The 15,137-nt window shown below is 45.4% G+C and carries 13 protein-coding genes, 2 tRNA genes and 1 pseudogene; 5 read left to right on the plus strand and 11 right to left on the minus strand.

Annotation, left to right across the window (positions count from 1 at the left end):
- Window positions 1–207: 207 nt before the first annotated feature.
- From RH949_RS25315 to RH949_RS25335, 5 genes are all read right to left on the minus strand, one after another.
- The gene (locus tag RH949_RS25315) at window positions 208–633 is read right to left on the minus strand and encodes a universal stress protein (protein WP_044204076.1); all 426 of its coding nucleotides are present in this window, start codon (window positions 631–633) and stop codon (window positions 208–210) included.
- Between the two features lie 170 nt (window positions 634–803).
- A complete protein-coding gene (locus RH949_RS25320; RefSeq protein WP_446357036.1) occupies window positions 804–2,411 on the minus strand; it encodes an alanine/glycine:cation symporter family protein in 1,608 nt (535 codons plus the stop codon).
- A gap of 299 nt (window positions 2,412–2,710) precedes the next feature.
- A complete protein-coding gene (locus tag RH949_RS25325) occupies window positions 2,711–4,183 on the minus strand; it encodes an MFS transporter (RefSeq protein ID WP_006098237.1) in 1,473 nt (490 codons plus the stop codon).
- Window positions 4,184–4,619: 436 nt separating this feature from the next.
- The gene (locus tag RH949_RS25330; protein WP_446357038.1) at window positions 4,620–5,948 is read right to left on the minus strand and encodes a glycoside hydrolase family 3 N-terminal domain-containing protein; all 1,329 of its coding nucleotides are present in this window, start codon (window positions 5,946–5,948) and stop codon (window positions 4,620–4,622) included.
- Window positions 5,949–6,161: 213 nt separating this feature from the next.
- Window positions 6,162–7,679, minus strand: coding sequence for a DEAD/DEAH box helicase family protein (locus RH949_RS25335; protein ID WP_446357040.1), 1,518 nt, complete (start codon window positions 7,677–7,679; stop codon window positions 6,162–6,164).
- A gap of 155 nt (window positions 7,680–7,834) precedes the next feature.
- Between RH949_RS25335 and RH949_RS25340 the strand changes: the two genes are divergently transcribed.
- Both RH949_RS25340 and RH949_RS25345 read left to right on the plus strand, forming a co-directional pair.
- Window positions 7,835–8,188, plus strand: a complete 354-nt coding sequence (locus RH949_RS25340) for a DUF2499 domain-containing protein (protein ID WP_446357042.1) — start codon at window positions 7,835–7,837, stop codon at window positions 8,186–8,188.
- A 72-nt stretch (window positions 8,189–8,260) separates the two neighbouring features.
- Window positions 8,261–8,557, plus strand: a complete 297-nt coding sequence (locus RH949_RS25345; protein ID WP_044204340.1) for a DUF3593 domain-containing protein — start codon at window positions 8,261–8,263, stop codon at window positions 8,555–8,557.
- A gap of 116 nt (window positions 8,558–8,673) precedes the next feature.
- On the opposite strand, the gene lipA is transcribed toward RH949_RS25345, so the two are convergent.
- The gene (gene lipA / locus RH949_RS25350) at window positions 8,674–9,561 is read right to left on the minus strand and encodes a lipoyl synthase (RefSeq protein WP_446357044.1); all 888 of its coding nucleotides are present in this window, start codon (window positions 9,559–9,561) and stop codon (window positions 8,674–8,676) included.
- A 71-nt stretch (window positions 9,562–9,632) separates the two neighbouring features.
- Between lipA and RH949_RS25355 the strand changes: the two genes are divergently transcribed.
- Window positions 9,633–9,706: transfer RNA gene (locus RH949_RS25355), tRNA-Pro, on the plus strand.
- Between the two features lie 500 nt (window positions 9,707–10,206).
- On the plus strand, window positions 10,207–10,626 hold the full coding sequence (gene tnpA / locus RH949_RS25360; protein WP_006098038.1) for an IS200/IS605 family transposase: 420 nt from the start codon (window positions 10,207–10,209) through the stop codon (window positions 10,624–10,626).
- 503 nt (window positions 10,627–11,129) lie between these two features.
- Here the strand turns inward: tnpA and RH949_RS25365 are convergent.
- The 4 genes from RH949_RS25365 to RH949_RS25380 all read right to left on the minus strand — a co-directional run bounded on the left by RH949_RS25365 (window position 11,130) and on the right by RH949_RS25380 (window position 13,469).
- Window positions 11,130–11,201: transfer RNA gene (locus RH949_RS25365), tRNA-Val, on the minus strand.
- A gap of 49 nt (window positions 11,202–11,250) precedes the next feature.
- Entirely contained in the window at window positions 11,251–11,982 is a 732-nt protein-coding gene (gene radC, locus RH949_RS25370) for a RadC family protein (RefSeq protein ID WP_006098213.1), read from the minus strand.
- Window positions 11,983–12,284: 302 nt separating this feature from the next.
- Window positions 12,285–13,046, minus strand: a complete 762-nt coding sequence (locus tag RH949_RS25375) for an HAD family hydrolase (protein WP_446357047.1) — start codon at window positions 13,044–13,046, stop codon at window positions 12,285–12,287.
- A 168-nt stretch (window positions 13,047–13,214) separates the two neighbouring features.
- Complete coding sequence (locus tag RH949_RS25380; protein ID WP_446357049.1) at window positions 13,215–13,469, minus strand: GlsB/YeaQ/YmgE family stress response membrane protein; 255 nt, start codon at window positions 13,467–13,469, stop codon at window positions 13,215–13,217.
- A gap of 412 nt (window positions 13,470–13,881) precedes the next feature.
- Here RH949_RS25380 and RH949_RS25385 point away from each other — a divergent pair, with 412 nt between their 5' ends.
- A complete protein-coding gene (locus tag RH949_RS25385) occupies window positions 13,882–14,373 on the plus strand; it encodes a pentapeptide repeat-containing protein (protein ID WP_006098132.1) in 492 nt (163 codons plus the stop codon).
- A gap of 32 nt (window positions 14,374–14,405) precedes the next feature.
- Here the strand turns inward: RH949_RS25385 and RH949_RS25390 are convergent.
- Window positions 14,406–14,999 (minus strand): annotated as a pseudogene (locus RH949_RS25390) (RNA-guided endonuclease InsQ/TnpB family protein); the annotation flags it as partial.
- Window positions 15,000–15,137: the final 138 nt, after the last annotated feature.

Below are 15,137 nucleotides of genomic sequence, written 5' to 3' on the forward strand. Positions count from 1 at the left end.
GGGGGAGCAATGATACATTTTCCCTGATAGCGGTGCAAGGGTATGAAAGGGTTTTACCTTATGTTCTTGAAGATGAGCCAATGTCCATGCTACTCAAAGCCTTGATAGATAAGGGTTTTGGAGTTGTGCAGCAAGCCCTAACTAAACCCGCCCCGTCTTTCGTGGGTGAATTATTGGGATGCTCCCATCCTGATACCCTTCTACCCCTCAACGGAGTAACAACACCGGACAAGGAGACAACCGTACCACTTGCTCAGCCACAGAACCCATCAAAACCCGCTTGACACCTGTGTGTCCGTGAGTGGGCATAACAATTAATTCAATTCCTTTTTCTTTGGCATAGTCCACAATTTCATGACTAGGAGTTCCAATCGAAACCTGATGCTGTACTCCTACATACCCCAGTTCACTCAGCTTGTTTTTCAAAAAAGATTGAGCGTTGTTTTGTCGAGATTCTGAAGTAACCGTTTTCCATATCGTACCTGGATCGACTGCACTCAAAGGCAGTAGAACGTGGATGACATGCAAATGAGATATGTCCTCGACAAACTCTAAAGCCGGAGCCAGTGCGGTAAAGGATATATCAGAGAAATCAGTCGGTACAAGCACATCGTTCTTTTTTAGCCAGCTCATAATTATTAATTGTTCATTTCCGTGTAGCTTGTGTGAATGGAAGCGATTACCATGAGATTCTGAATTTTTCTTTGAAGCCAGGGCGGGTTTAGTGACATCTGGATGACAAGAAACGATAATAGTGAAACCCGCCCCTACAACTCACAAAACTCAAAATTTGTTGGGATGCATTAGTTTCCAGCTTGGTGGGAATCTCCCAGAGTGGCGAGCTTTTCTGCATAAGTTGGCATTTGCCCCGAACGTAACCGTTCCATATAATTGCTAATGTCTCCCGCCACCTCATTGGAGAGAAAATAAGCACCAATTAAGTTGGGAAGTGCCATCATCAGCAGGGTTAAATCGCTAAAATCAATCACCGCACCAGGAGTAACAACGGCACCGATAAACACACAGGCGACAAAAATCAGCTTATAGATGATAATAGTGCGTTGACCAAAGAGATATTGCCAGGAAATCTCGCCGTAATAACTCCAAGAAATAATCGTGGAGAAAGCAAACAGGAAAATCGCGATTGTGAGAACCACCGGAAACCAGTCACTAACTGTAGCAAAGGCATTCAGTGTCATCTGGGAACCATCGATCGCTTCACCCGTATCTTGATAGACACCCGTTAGGACAATCATGATTCCAGTCATGTTGCAGATGATGATCGTATCAATAAACGGTTCTAAGAGGGCGACAATCCCTTCGCGTACAGGTTCATCAGTCCGAGCCGCCGAGTGCGCGATCGCGGCTGAACCAATTCCCGCTTCATTGGAGAAAGCACTGCGCCGCACCCCTTGCACGATAACGATAATAATACCGCCTTCAATACCGCCTTCAAGCGCTTCTGGGACAAAAGCTTGGCTAATAATTGTAGCGATCGCAGCAGGAACTTGGGGCAAATTCACCACCACAATCCACAGACACCCCAAGATATAAATCACCGCCATTGCGGGCACCAGCAACCCCGTTGTCGAAGCAATTCGCTCAATCCCACCAATAATCACAATTGCGGTTAACACTGCCAAAACCAGACCGACGATCCATCCCTGCATCCCCGGAAATGTACCCACAAACGCGATGGCGGCTTGGTTAGACTGGAACATATTCGCGCCACCCATCGAACCAAAAATCGCCAGCACGGAAAAAATAATTCCTAATCCTTTTCCCAGCGGACCCAACCCCATCTTGGTTAACCCGCGTGAGAGCATATAAGCCGGTCCCCCAGCGACGGTACCATCGGGTCGTTCGATGCGATATTTGAGTCCTAGGGTACATTCCACCAACTTAGTTGTCATACCCAGAAAAGCCGCCAGTGTCAGCCAAAACATAGCGCCTGGACCTCCCTCCTGGATTGCCACCGCCACGCCAGCAATGTTGCCTAATCCCACCGTTCCAGACAAAGCCGTCGCCAGCGCCTGAAAATGGGAGACTTGTCCCTCTTCCTCTGGGTCATCATACCTACCCCTTACCACATCGATCGCATGTTTAAAGGCACGGATATTGATAAAGCCCAAGCGAAGCGTAAAGAAAATACCTGCCACAATCAACCACACCACAATCAGCGGAAAACCACCGATGTCGTAGAAGAGAAACTTAAACAGGACAGCGACGATTGCCGAGAATACACTGTCGATCGCATTCAGGAAACCACCCGAGGCTTGGGCGTCTTGAGCAAGAACTCTAACGGGAAAAAATAGCAGCAACAAAGTGGCTAGCACCAACGCCGCTAGCTTTCCCCGTTGTTGACGTTTAAGCTGCACTTGGGAAATTGGCTGTTTTCTTGGGTATGTCATTGTGAATTTGATTGCCAACGTGATATCAATTGGGATATTCCACCCAGCCGAATTAGAGGAAGATTATAGCAAAATGATCACGACTTGAACGATAAATAAACAACTTTCGGTCTATCACTGGACTGGGGTTGAGGGTTGAGTATGCATGTAGCCAGTCTAGAGCGATCGCTAGTTCCCCCCTTTCAAAGCTCGCCTTCACTCCAGTTCCCCCCTTTCAAAGGGGGGCTTTATTTTATGGGGCTTTATTTTATGGGACTTGATAGAGTATTTGAGAACGGTTACCAATTTTAGCCATAGCGTCACTCAAGTTCCAAACCTTCGTCAGCCGAAGTATCAGTACCCGACTTGCGTTCCTGAAGCTGTAACATAATTTCTGCATGAACTTCGCGAGTGATGGGATAAAAATATGCCAAAATTAATCCACAAAGTAAGAACACGGTAGGCAATGGACCAACAACTAACCGAATCGCCAGCAACGCCGAAGCTGGTTGTTCTGGTATCGGTTGACCCGGTTCATTAGTCAAAAACCCCGCAAAATCCAGCGCTTGTCCCACAAGAAACAACCCCAACGCTAATCCCATTTTTTGCAGGAGTACCATAAACGAATAGAATATTCCCTCGCGCCGTTGACCCGTATTTAGTTCATCTAATTCAATCACATCGGGTAACATTGACCAAGGGATGAGATAGGCAATGGCAATGCCAAACCCTGCCATGACAAAGAGGAGATACATTAATCCCACCTGATCCCGTGGTAAAAAGAATAATCCGCCTTGGGCGACAATCCAGGCACTCATTCCCATAAAATAAACTGCCCGTTTACCGACGCGCTGACTTACCAAATTCCAGACAAAAAGCATCACTAAGGCTACACATTGAACCACTAATGCGGCGGTAAAATAGGACTCTTGACCCATCCAGTTAACCAAATAATAGGGAATAATCGCTGCTGTTAACTGAAAGGCTAACCAAGAAAACAGATAAATCCCGATGACATACAGAAAAGGACGATTGCTAAAGGCAATTTTTAGCTGTTCTAAAAAAGGGATTTCCGTTTCATTACTCTCCTCCACCGTTTGCGGCGATCGCCGTTCCCCCGCCGCCGTTGGATCTGTGGTTCCCCACACACACCAGTAGACGGGTAGAACAGACAGAATTGTACAGATGAGTCCCAAGACTAGATATTGTGTTTGATCATTGGGAATAACTTTAAAGATAAATTGACCCAAGGCTAAGGAGAGAATACTCCCACCAATGGAGAAGGCAAAGCGAAAACTATTCAAGCTGGTACGTTCGTTGTAATCTTGAGTCAGTTCTGGCGTCAATGCGGTATAGGGCAAATTAACACCTGTAAACGCCATGTTGAATAAAATACTGACAATCACGTAATACCAAAACAGCGCCAACTGATTGATAGGGGGTACAACCCATTGCAGGAAAAAGAACACACCAAAGGGAATACCGGATAGGATCATCCAGGTATGGCGTCGTCCCCAACGGAACCGAGTGCGATCGCTTAATACTCCGACAATGGGATCATTAATCGCATCCCAGATTTTGCCGATTAACAGCACCGTACTGGCTAACCCTGGACTTAATCCAGCTACATTGGTGAGAAAAATTAGTAAGGAGAACGCCAACAGGGTAGCCGTAATCCCCGCCCCCATATCACCCGCCCCGTAAGCCATTTTCGTGGAAAGATTAAGTTTTTCCGGTTGGGTGGGTTTTGGTGGAACTGAAGACTCTGATCGAGCGGGATTACTCATTGCCATTTTTTCTTGCTTAAACCCGTAAATTTAACACAACTTATTCAGTTTGACGAATCATGAGTATTTTTCACGAACGTATTCCTCCATGTCATGGACGTACCAGTTACCCTATTTGTTCTACTGATCCAACGGTTTCAGGAGAGGACACCCGATCAAATTGAGTGGGCGACAGGTGTTAATTGATGCAGGCGGATCGTCTCTACAACTGTCTTTCAGGTGTTTATTTTCTGGCGTCAACCCAACCTACAACCGATTCCACCATTTTAAATGCATATAAAAAACCTCAGCGCCTTTACAGAACCGATGTTCTTGTTGTCGCTGAGGATCAACTGAAGGATGCGTTTGATATGTTGCTCAATACATAAATAATTTTATGCGATCAGGAAATGTTGCCATTTGTTATTGATTTACGCCTCACTGTTTTCTATTTCTTCATAATTCATAATATTTTCCTGATAGCTTGCTTGAGTCTTGTATTACTACTTTTCAGAACGGTAATATCTAAACGATTAGCCGATTCAGCCTGAAGCAAAGCATTCATCGCGTTGTAATACAAATCGGTATCGTAAGCCATTAAGATTAAATCAACTCCAGCGTTAATGGCTTTTACTGTAGCCGCCTCTAACCCATCTTGACTGCTATAAACCGCATGCATACTAAAATCATCTGTAATCAGAATGCCATTATGCTGCCATTTGTCTCGAATAATGTCTGTAACAACTTGTTGAGAAAACGATACAGGATGGTCAGGATCAACGGCAATTAATTGAGCGTGTCCCAACATCGTAAAGGCATTTGTTTTGCTCATGACTTCCCGAAATGGCACCCAGTCTGCTTGGATTAATTCCGCTACCGACGTTTTCAATTGAGCATCCTCAAGATGGGTATCTGTATCCACTCGTCCCAATCCAGGGAAATGTTTAATGGTACAGGTTACGCCATAGTCGGCTAGGGTTTGGCAATACCATAATGCCACCTTAGCCACAATATCTTTATCGGCGGATATGGCTCTCAGATAAATTTTAGAATATTTATCTTCAGAACTGATAACCCCATAATTTAAATCCACGACTGGGGCAAAGTTTAAATTAATACCAATCTCGGACAATTCTTTAGCCTGAATACTAGCATAGCGGATAACGTCTTCTTTGGCACTATCGATATCTTTTTTATCTTTAATAATTGATGATAAGGGGGGTAATTGAGTTAAAGGCGGAGATAATCGCGAGACAATACCGCCTTCTTGATCCGTAGCTATCCACAATGGTGATAACTCCTGATTGGCGCGAATGGCTTGTAACGATTGGATTTCTTGGTTAATTTCGTCTGGGGTTTTATTCTGGATATTTCGTCTAGTGATAAAGACACCAGCGATCGCGCCTTTTTTGACCAGAGTTTTTACCTCCTCAAGATTACGATAACCCACAATAAAATGCTGCCCCAGAGTTTCCAGTTGGCTTGCTTCTCGATTCAGAATCGCTTGTTTAGTCAACTGGAACTTAACTTCCGTCGTCACCGCCAAAGAAAAACTGAATGACGCGATCGCTAAAATAAAAACGCTGAGAATAACTTGTCTTTGGCTTGAATTTCTCGTCCAGCCTAAAATTTCCGAAACGATTAATCCCAAACTGATCATAAAGACCAAACCAAATGCCCAATCCCTTAAACTTGCCAACCATGGCGTTCTAAAATAAACTGCCGGAAACACTAAACTGACAGCCAAAGCCAGTTTTACGAGTTTGATCAAAAGTTTAAAAAACACAATCATGGGTCATTGCTGAAGGAACAGGAAATAGTAAATCATATTATTACCGATTGTTTTCCCAACCCCATAAAACATTAATTTGTATACTCAAACTCCCTCTGCGTCCCTCTGCGCCAACCTCTGCGAACCTCTGCGTTAAAAACGGACTTAATCGGAATGGAACTTATAGTAGGCGATGTGGCTTTTATAGCACTAAAGCGCAACTACCAAACTCTATCATACGTCATACTTACCCGGAGACTCGGCAGCTCTCGGCGACTGAGAAGGTTTCACTTCGTAAGGTTGAGAAGGTAAAATTTCCAACTGTCGATGCTTCGGCTTCTCCACTTCCTTGGGTTTAGGTTTGGGTTTAGCTTTGGCTTTTCCACTAGAACCGCGTCGCCGTTGAGAAGTACCTTCTTCACTGGTATTTTCCGCAATGACTTCATACAATATCGCCAACTTATTCTGATCAGTTCCCTTGCGTAACACTCGCCCTAATCGCTGCACATATTCCCGTTCTGAACCTGTTCCCGATAAAATAATCGCCACTCGTGCATCAGGAACATCAACCCCTTCATTTAAAACATGGGAGGCGACCAAGATTTTATAGTCTCCCTCGCGAAATCGTTGGAGAATCTCGTGACGTTCTTTGACGGGAGTGTGGTGGGTAATCGCGGGAATCAGCAATTCTTGGGAAATCCGATAAACTGTGGCATTATCATTCGTGAAGACCAAGATCCGTTCCGGATAATGTTTCGCGACTAAATCGGCTAATACTCGTAATTTCCCTTCCGTTCCTAAAGCAATTTCCTTAGATTCCCGATGGGCTAACATAGCGCGACGCCCTTGTTGAGAACCGGCACTGGCTTGCACAAACCGTTGCCATCCGTCTAAACTACTTAGGTAAATATTCGACTCTCTTAAAAAATCATTCCGCAGTTTCAGACAAGCATCGTAGCGATCGCGCTCTTGGTGTGATAGTTTGACTTTAATCTGCACCACCTTATGTTCTGCCAAGGCTAACCCAGCCAAGTCATCGGGGCTTTTGCGATAGACCTGTTGACCGATTAAGCCATCTAGGTCATTATGACGCCCATCAGTACGTTCTGGGGTAGCCGTAAGTCCGAGTCGGTAGGGTGCGATCGCATATTCAGCAATGGCGCGATAAAAGTCGGTGGGTAGGTGGTGACATTCGTCAAATATTAACAACCCGTATTGATTTCCCAGGGATTCGGCGTGAATCGTAGCGCTATCATAAGTAGCAATTAAGATGGGTGTGCGATCGCGCGAACCTCCCCCCAGTAATCCTACCTCCACATCCGGAAACGCAGCTTCTAACTGCGCGTACCATTGATGCATTAAATCCAAGGTGGGTACAACAATTAACGTACTGCGAGGCGTCGATTGCATCGCCAGTTGAGCCAGATAGGTTTTTCCGGCGGCGGTAGGTAGTACCACTACCCCGCGACGCCCTGCTAATTTCCAGGCTAATAAGGCTTCCTGTTGATGGGGATAGGGTTCCATCTCAAAACTGCAAACCAACTCCAAAGGAATAAATTCCTTCGCATCATCAATAAAATCAACCTCAGAGGCTTGCAGCATTTCCACCAGGGGGCGATAGTGCATCCCTGGAATCCGAAACTTTTCCACTCGATCATCCCATGTCGCATAATCCACCCACGCCTTACCCCGTGGGGGTGGATGGAGGAGTAGGGTTCCTCGGTCAAAGGTTAATTTTGGGGTACGAGCCATTCGTTTATTATGTAGTAGTCCCCTCAGTTATTGTATTGTGCCAGAGTCGAGGGCGCGATCAGCTATCTACATACTGTTTTAGACCTAAGGCAAAAGAGCGACAGTGGGGGTTAGAATGATTGAGGTTGTGCGATCGCGTCAAGTAAACTTTTTCTATGCATGCCCTTTCAGTTCCAACGTGGATCATTCACGTCTCTAGCGTTATCGAATGGATTGCCGCTATCTGGTTAATCTGGAGTTATGGTGACATTACAGGCAATCGTTACTGGTGGGCATTATCTTGTGCCATGTTTCCTGCCTTAGTCGGTGCGATGTGTGCTTGTACCTGGCACTTTTTTGACAATCCTGAATCGTTGGATTGGTTAGTTACCCTGCAAGCCTCGATGACGGTATTAGGAAATATTACCCTTTGTACTGCCGCTTGGTGGATTTGGCGTTGTGCGCGAAAAGCTGATCAGAGTGATAGCAGCGAACCGGAAAAATCTCAAACACCCGTTGATGTTGTTTAGCCAAAATACTCATTCAGAGGGGTAATGAACAAGGGCGCACGTCTATGCGCCCCTACATTAATCGATAATGTGATGATTTCTAAAGACACTTTGTTTGCAGTTTCCTTATTCCCTTACCTAGGTTTTTTGTGGTTTCTAACTCGTTCCGGACAAACCCCACGGTTGGCACTGATTGGATTTTATGCGCTATTGGTGTTTGTGGGAGTGACGATTCCGGCGGGAATTTATGCCAAGGTTGCGTTTGGGGAACAATTAGCCAATGTGGATTGGTTGCATGGGAGTGCTGAGTTTTTTCTCACCCTATCTAATATTTTGGTCGTGTTAGGTTTTCGCCAAGCGATTATTCAACACAAGCGTTCCTCATCTTAAGTTGAATGGCACTGACTTAAGCTGGGTTCGTAGTAGGCACTTTAGTGCCAGAAGCGCTAAAGCGCTTACTACAAACTCTAAAGTGCCATGAGACGTGCCATGGCACGTCTCTACATTCAACCCAGCATCGGCGCTTTTCGGGGATAGCGCTGCATTAATGATCTCACCTCTCCAGCATGATAGGAACTGCGGGTGAGGGGAGAGGAGACAACTTGTAAAAAGCCGATAGATTCGCCAAACTCTCGCCAAGTATCAAACTGTTCTGGGGTGATAAAGTCAGTCACGCCTAAGTGCTTTTGAGTAGGTTGAAGATATTGCCCAATGGTGAGAATATCACAATTGACGGCTCGCATATCCTGCATCACTTGGCGCACTTCGGCGTCAGTTTCACCTAATCCCACCATGATGCCAGATTTGGTGTAAATCCAAGGGGCGAGTTCATGAGTGCGTTGAAGAAGTTCAAGCGATCGCGGATAATCTCCTTGAGGGCGTACTCGTCTATAGAGTCGGGGGATGGTTTCGGTATTATGGTTGAGGACTTCGGGTTTAGCTTGGAGAATGGTTTCTAGGGCATCCCAATTCCCACACAAATCTGGAATTAATACCTCGATGGTGGTTTGAGGCGAGATAGCACGAATCGCTTCAATGCAGTGGACAAACTGAGAAGCACCCCCATCAGGTAAATCATCCCGATTCACCGAAGTAATTACCACATGCTGAAGTTTCAGTCGCCCTACTGCTTCCGCTAATCGCGTGGGTTCTGTAGGATCAAGGGGTTTGGGTTTCTTCTCGAAATCAATATCGCAGTAGGGACAGGCACGGGTACAGGCAGGTCCCATAATTAAAAAGGTAGCAGTGCCAGCATTGAAGCACTCACCGATATTGGGACAAGAGGCTTCCTCACAGACGGTATTGAGTGCCAAATCCCGTAAAATATCCTTAACGTTGCCCACGCGCTGCCATTGCGGTGCTTTGACTCTTAACCATTCAGGTTTAACGACCACTCCTGAACATGCTCCCACGAAAGTACCAGTGTTAATCCTAACAAGTCTGTGGTAGTATGGATGAGATATTGCGGGATGTAGCGCAGCTTGGTAGCGCACCTCGTTCGGGACGAGGGGGTCGCAGGTTCAAATCCTGTCATCCCGATTTTGAGTTAGTTAAGTGGTGAGATTTAAGCCTGGAACTAAAGTTCCGGCTAAAAGCTGAAACCCGTTAAAACGGGTTGAACGCCTTACTCACTGACAGGCTCCCGGTTTTGTGCCGACGCGATCGCTCTGAGATATTAGCCTACAGAGAAATAAGGTATAATTTTGATTCGGCACAACACTATTCAAAATAATCACATAGCCTGGAACTAAAGTTCCGGCTAAAAGCTAAAACCCGTTAAAACGGGTTGAACGCCTTACTCACTGACAGGCTCCCGGTTTTGTGCTGACGCGATCGCTCTGAGATATTAGCCCACAGAGAAATAAGGTATAATCTTGATTCGGCACAACACTATTCAAAATAATCACATAGCTTGTAAATGTTTGAACCCGTTTTAACGGGTTTGAGCTTTTAGCTGGAAATTTATTTCCTAGCTCACTTCCTAGCTCACTTCCTAGCTCACTTCCTAGCTCACTTCTTAGCTCACTTCTGTAAAAATAATGTCCTTATGGCGCACCTACTACCACCTCATTTGGGCAACAGAATCCCGTCAACCTCTGATTACTCCAGAGCGAGAATCTGAATTATACCGTTATATTATTGGCAAGGCTGATGGGATTGGCTGTATTCTCCATGCGATTGGGGGTATGGCGGATCATATTCATCTGGTGGTTTCAATTCCTCCAAAGTTATCCGTTGCTGATTTTGTCAAGACAATTAAAGGGAGTAGTGCGTATCATTTGAATCATCTGCCATCGGCTTCTTCTTTGGCGTTTAGTTGGCAACACGGATATGGGGTGTTTACCCTGGGAGGGAAACAATTGGAAGAGGCGAAGGCTTATGTGCTAAACCAGAAGACGCACCATTTAAATGGCACGGCAATTCCCGCGTTGGAACGGGATTTTGAGGTGAATAAGTGAGTGATTGCTCCTGGAAATACGTTTCCTCAAAGCCAAGGCAAACGTTAAAACGGGTTGGTTGTTCTCGCCATAAGATTGAGCCGGGAAATCAAGTTACGGCATCCAATGCGAATTAGATTTATTATTTTGTATTAAAAATAATCGTAGTCTGGAAATAATTAGAATTCTATGCTTAACTCGTTTTAACGGGTTTTAGCTTTGAGCCAGAAATTTATTTCTTGGCTCTCTTGTTTAAATCGCTGAGACTGTTCCTTAATGTCAATCTCCAGAATGCGATCAAACAGAACCGGAAACCTTTGCTGGGGTGGTGATTCTACCGGATCAGACGGCGATTGAAGATCAGACAGTCCTCCACATAAATTCTGTAAGCTGTACTAGGAAATGTTAAGGAGCCTCAAATCCTTACTGTTTCTTCCTAATCTCAACCGTTAACTTTAGTTTTGTACGACTACTTATTAGCGGAAAACGGCTGGTAATGATTAGGTATTGTCATGAAACTTAAATGGGCGATACTGGACTCGAACCAGTGACCCCTTCCGTGTGAAGGAAGTGCGCTACCACTGTGCTAATCGCCCCTAGCCCACTAAATTAACATAGCGCCGCCTGAAACTACAACTCACACTATTAAATATCTTGTGGATATTCCTTCCACAATGAAGTAGTGTGATGTAGACTTCGGTGATTGCCATTTCCCAAAATCAGGTGATCCACTAAAGGTGTTTCGATTAGTAGCGCCCCCTGCAAAAGCTGTTTGGTCAAATAAATGTCCTTCTCAGAAGGTTCAACACTACCCGTCGGATGACTATGCCCTACAATAAACCGCGTCGCCCCATGGCGCAAAACAGCTTGTAAAATCTCACGAGGACAGGCTAATGTCTCTGTTGCTGTACCAACGGAGATGAGTTTAATCCCCAATAAGTGATTTTTCACATCCAACAGCAACACAGCAAAACGTTCCTGAGTTTGCCACATTAACTCATGACTGAAAGCCGCCGCCGCCGCCATGGGACTATCAATGATCGTGCCTTCTGTGGGGCGAGACTGAAAGGCGCGTTTCCCAAGTTCAATGGCGGCTAGCATCGTGGTGGCTTTGGCCGGTCCGACGCCATGGATACGCATTAACTCTTGGGGTGAGATATCTCGCAATACCGCCATGGGATCGCGTTCATCTTGACTTAATTGCTGCAAAATATATTGTCCCAAACCTACTGCTGAAAGTTTACCTTTCCCCTGACCTGTGGCAAGCAAAATAGCAATCAGTTCCGCTGTCGCCAAATTTTTGGCACCGATCGCCATTAATCGTTCGCGTGGACGTTCGCTAACAGGAATATCGGTAATTCTAAGGCTATAGGTCATAACGCTACCCTATCACTGCGGGACAAGCCGATCATTATCAGGTTCGGTTGAATACTTACACGTTGGTACTGCCGAAGGCAAATGACTCCAAGGTAAGAACTAAGGTGGCACGGTAAAAGTCAAGAATCACTGTCTAGAGGGACATGATATCATGGCTGAGATATTATTGCTATAATAATAGAATTTTGGACTCAGATTTGTAAAGTTAGGTGATTGGCGATTGGGGCAGAGGGAATGTGGCGTCTGACCCACTATTAACTGTAGTCTTTTCACCGTTAACTGTGGTGACAGCAAGGGACACCCTAACGGTGATGGAGATGATTCAGGAGTTCTATATCAACATATTGGTTATCTCCAGCATCTCCAGCGAGAACGCTAAAGGGTTGATCGGGTTCTCCGAGATGATTTAACACGAGTACCGCCTGGGTAAAATCTTGGTCTTTTGTATAATTGTTGACTGTAATTAGTGTGGTGATACCTGCTTGTGCTGCTGCAATTAAACCCTGATCAGAATCTTCGATCGCCAAACCATCGTGGGGTGGTAAATCCATTTGCCGCAGTACATAGTTGTAAATATCGGGGGCGGGTTTTTTGGCGGGGACGATATCACCCGCCGCAATCAGGTCAAACCACGCCGGACTCTCATCCCCTAGGGTATGCTGCAAAAGGGCAGTTACATTAGTAGGGGCGGTAGTGGTGGCGATCGCTAACCGTATTCCTTGCGATCGCGCCGCTTTAATCAATCGTTGCACACCCGGACGTAGGGGGATAGAACCCGTGGCGATAAGTTGCTGATAATGGTGAGTTTTCGCCCGATGCAGATTGGCAATGAACTCGTCGAAATTAGCCGGAGGTTGGAAATCGGGGCGGTATTGCTTCAAATAATAGCGGATACGTTCTTTCCCACCAGCAACCGCTAATAGTTCACCATAGAGGGAAACAGACCAATTCCAATCATATCCAGCTTCGGCAAAGGCGCGGTTAAAGGCGACGCGGTGTCCGTCTTGTTCTGTATTGGCTAATGTCCCATCAACGTCAAAGATTAATGCTCGAAGTTTGGTCATTGGTCATTGGTGATTGGTCTTATGTCAGCAACTATACCGACAGAAGATGTAAACACGCAAGCGGCTTTTGGAAGCGAACAAAACCTTTCTTTGGGAAAAAAGTCGGACAAACAACGTAAAATCCCCCAAATTTTAAGCGGGGGATCAGCTTATCCAATCAAGGGATTATTATGCGTTTTTCGTAACCAGACCGTAGATGAACAAGACGACCATCGCGCCCACAATTGCAATCAGTAAACCCCACCAAGTAAAGCCTGTAAAACCGACTCCAAAGAGTAAGTTACCAATCCAGCCTCCAACTAAAGCCCCAACGATTCCCAGTGCCATCGTCGCCAGGATACCACCGCCTTGGTGACCTGGATAAATCACCTTCGCGATCGCGCCAGCGAGAATTCCTAAAACAATCCAGGCTAAAATTCCCATAGTAATGTCCTCCTTGGTTTAATAGTTTAATGCTTAACCAATCAGATTTTAATCAACACAGTTTTTAGAGTATCAAGCAAATGTATTGAAGTTTATCTATCCTAAGAAAGAAGGTTGATGAGCTATTTACATTACTTAAATAAAACTGACACAGCTAAAATGGTGGCATAGATTTTACGATTAAATCGGGCGCACGTCGGTGCGCCCCTACAGTTTCTGGGCGTAAGCTTCATCCATCTTACTTAGGTGTGCCACACCACTACCCATATCTTGCCCGCTAACCTACCTATGTCTCATGCGCTAACCTACCCATGTCTTGAACGCTTGCTTACCCTCGCCGCCTGAATGTTACCGGATAAACCCCAATCAGATTTAAGATGGACAAGAATTAAGGTCAATCAGGCAATTTGAGATGATTCTTCGGCAACTGATAGCATTCCTAGTCGCGATCGCTCTATTCGTTCATCCTCTATCTGCTCAAGCGGCTGACTATCCGCCTCCCTTATCCTACAGTCACGCCCAACTCACAGGCAAAGACTTTTCCGGTCAAAATTTACAGACGGCTGAATTTGCTAATGCCAATTTACAGTTAAGTAATTTTGCCTATGCTGACTTGCGAGGTGCTATTTTTAGTGGTTCGGTGATGACTCATGCCAATTTGCATGGTGCGGATTTAAGCTATGGCATGTTAGATCAGGCAGATTTGACGGGTGCAGATTTAAGTGATGTGATTTTAGTCGAAACCCTCTTACTTGGATCAGTATTTGATAATACATTAATCACGGGGGCTGACTTCACTGATGCTCTCTTAGATGGCGCACAACTGAAACATTTATGTCAGCAGGCTTCAGGGATTAATTCTAAAACGGGTGTAGCCACAAGCGATTCTCTTGGTTGTTCTTAATGTCTGTGTACAGGCTTTTGACACTCCCCGCCCTACAAGTGCGGGGATTCTTTGCTCATCAACTCAGCTTGCCTTGACAGGATTTCTCCAATCAAGGTAGAGGCTAAATCTCCCAAAGCGTTTGGATCTAAGATCCGAGTTCCGACATGCCCTGCCGTACACCATCCTAATTTCAGAATATTAATAGCAGCGTTCCAGTCCCGATCTAAAATACATCCACACCGACAAACATGAGTTCTAGTGGATAGAGACTTCTTGACCACTGCGCTACAGCTAGAGCATTTTTGAGAAGTGTAAGCCGGATTAACTGCAATAGTTATTTTGCCAAACTTAACTCCGAAATACTCTAACCACTTTCTGAACTGATACCAACCTGCATCATTAATCGACTTAGCTAAACAGTGATTCTTGACTAGATTTTTTATGCTCAAATCTAGCCTTCGGCAAGCCGCTGGCGCGTCTACATAGGCAACCCAATCGTTAGATTGGATTACGCAACGTGCCACTCTCTTGGCATGTTCTTCACGCTGCCTACTTATTTTGAGGTGAAATCGCCCTAGCTTATTAATGGCTTTTTTTCGGTTGGTTGAGCCTTTCTCCTTGCGTGAAACTCTTCTCTGAAAGAAGCTTGAGACCCACTATTCCGGTCACAACACCTACGAATGCGTGTCTAGCTTTCCTTAAGCCAGTTTGTAGCTCTGTTGTTCAACATTAACCAGCAAGTACGGGTTTACGAGCCGTGTGTTGAGCGCAAAAAGCCGAGA

The sequence above is a fragment of the Coleofasciculus sp. A1-SPW-01 genome (assembly GCF_040217205.1).
Lineage (GTDB): Bacteria > Cyanobacteriota > Cyanobacteriia > Cyanobacteriales > Coleofasciculaceae > Coleofasciculus > Coleofasciculus chthonoplastes_A.

What these genes read in the sequence shown, in the direction of transcription:
- RH949_RS25335 (WP_446357040.1), bottom strand. Translation starts at nt 7,679, where the DNA reads ATGGCTCGTACCCCAAAATTAACCTTTGACCGAGGAACCCTACTCCTC.
- RH949_RS25325 (WP_006098237.1), bottom strand. Translation starts at nt 4,183, where the DNA reads ATGGCAATGAGTAATCCCGCTCGATCAGAGTCTTCAGTTCCACCAAAA.
- radC (WP_006098213.1), bottom strand. Translation starts at nt 11,982, where the DNA reads ATGACCTATAGCCTTAGAATTACCGATATTCCTGTTAGCGAACGTCCA.
- RH949_RS25380 (WP_446357049.1), bottom strand. Translation starts at nt 13,469, where the DNA reads ATGGGAATTTTAGCCTGGATTGTTTTAGGAATTCTCGCTGGCGCGATC.
- RH949_RS25385 (WP_006098132.1), top strand. Translation starts at nt 13,882, where the DNA reads ATGATTCTTCGGCAACTGATAGCATTCCTAGTCGCGATCGCTCTATTC.
- RH949_RS25340 (WP_446357042.1), top strand. Translation starts at nt 7,835, where the DNA reads ATGCATGCCCTTTCAGTTCCAACGTGGATCATTCACGTCTCTAGCGTT.
- RH949_RS25315 (WP_044204076.1), bottom strand. Translation starts at nt 633, where the DNA reads ATGAGCTGGCTAAAAAAGAACGATGTGCTTGTACCGACTGATTTCTCT.
- RH949_RS25345 (WP_044204340.1), top strand. Translation starts at nt 8,261, where the DNA reads ATGATTTCTAAAGACACTTTGTTTGCAGTTTCCTTATTCCCTTACCTA.
- RH949_RS25330 (WP_446357038.1), bottom strand. Translation starts at nt 5,948, where the DNA reads ATGATTGTGTTTTTTAAACTTTTGATCAAACTCGTAAAACTGGCTTTG.
- RH949_RS25375 (WP_446357047.1), bottom strand. Translation starts at nt 13,046, where the DNA reads ATGACCAAACTTCGAGCATTAATCTTTGACGTTGATGGGACATTAGCC.
- RH949_RS25320 (WP_446357036.1), bottom strand. Translation starts at nt 2,411, where the DNA reads ATGACATACCCAAGAAAACAGCCAATTTCCCAAGTGCAGCTTAAACGT.
- tnpA (WP_006098038.1), top strand. Translation starts at nt 10,207, where the DNA reads ATGTCCTTATGGCGCACCTACTACCACCTCATTTGGGCAACAGAATCC.